Origin of the sequence: Bradyrhizobium manausense (assembly GCF_001440035.1) — a bacterium.
Lineage (GTDB): Bacteria > Pseudomonadota > Alphaproteobacteria > Rhizobiales > Xanthobacteraceae > Bradyrhizobium > Bradyrhizobium manausense.
Window position 1 is genome coordinate 244,192 of sequence record NZ_LJYG01000104.1, and the last position, 1,206, is coordinate 245,397.

At 66.2% G+C, this 1,206-nt stretch carries 2 protein-coding genes; both read left to right on the forward strand.

The annotated features are described in order from the left end of the window. Window positions 1–76 precede the first annotated feature (76 nt). Window positions 77–649 (forward strand): DUF1700 domain-containing protein, encoded by a 573-nt coding sequence (locus AOQ71_RS28205; protein WP_057753489.1) that lies wholly within the window; start codon window positions 77–79, stop codon window positions 647–649. Window positions 650–688: 39 nt separating this feature from the next. After that, a partial coding sequence (locus AOQ71_RS48700) for a GIN domain-containing protein (RefSeq protein WP_245317191.1) occupies window positions 689–1,206 on the forward strand: 518 nt, incomplete at its 3' end.

Below are 1,206 nucleotides of genomic sequence, written 5' to 3' on the forward strand. Positions count from 1 at the left end.
CGCTGCGTTCGCGGCGCAGAAGCGCGAGTGGCGGACGTTCACGGATGCCGTCAACCAGTTGCTGGGAGAACGCTGAATGAACCGCGTCGCCTTCTTGACTGTCCTCAATGACGGGCTCGCCGGACTTCCAGCGCGGGAGATCGACGACATCCTTGCCGACTACATGTCCTATTTCGACGAGGCCGAGGCAGCCGGGCGAAGCGAGGCCGATGTGGCAGCCGCGCTCGGCGACCCCCGGCGGCTGGCGCGCGAGCTGCGCGCCGAGACCGGGCTGCGTCATTGGGAAAATCACCGCACCCCACGCAACTCCGCCGCCGCCCTGCTCGCGCTGGGGGGACTGGCCACAGTCGATATTCTGTTCCTGCTGCCGCTGCTGTTCACTGTCGCCCTGATCATGCTGGTGATCGGCCTTGTCGTCTTCGCGCTCGGCATCGTCGGGCTCGGATTGCTGCTGAGCCTCGTGAAGATCGGGCACTTTGCCTCTGTCGCCGCGATGCTGCTGCGCGCGCTGGCCGGCATCGGGCTGATCTCGGCCAGTGTCGGATGCGGCGCACTCCTGCTGCTGGCGCTCGACGGCGCCGTGAAGTTGCTCGGGAATTACGCCCGGCTGCACTACCGGCTGCTCAAGCCAGAACAAGATCCGACTTGATAGGAGGTGCGCCATGCGCAGACGTCTTTAGGGACCGCAATGGTGTCGCTGGGCATTGCGGCGGCGTGCGGGGTCATCGCGGTTCTGACCTCGGCAACGGAATGGATGGACGGCGACCACCGATCCTGGGCAGGAACGTTGCGAAGCTGTGCCTCGGCGAAAACGGCCGGCGCAAGCGAGCGCCGCACCGTCGATCTCGAATGGGCCGGCAGCGATGCCGTCAAGATCAGAATTCCGGCGCAGGTGCATTATCAGCCCGGCCCGAAGCCACAGGCCAGCGTCAGCGGCGATGCCGAGCTGGTCAGCCATGTGCGCCTGCGCGACGGCACGCTGGAATGGGACACGGTGGAGTGGGATCGCCTGGTCGATTGCTTTCCGGCGAGCGATCTCGTCGTCCAGCTCTCCGGCCCTGCGGTCACGGCCTGGACGCTGAACGGTTCGGGCGAACTCAGCCTCTCCGACATCAAGCAGGATGTGTTGCGCCTCACCGTGCGCGGCAGCACCACGGTGACGGCAAGCGGCGAAGCCAAGGAGTTATGGTTCGATGCCGCCGGCTC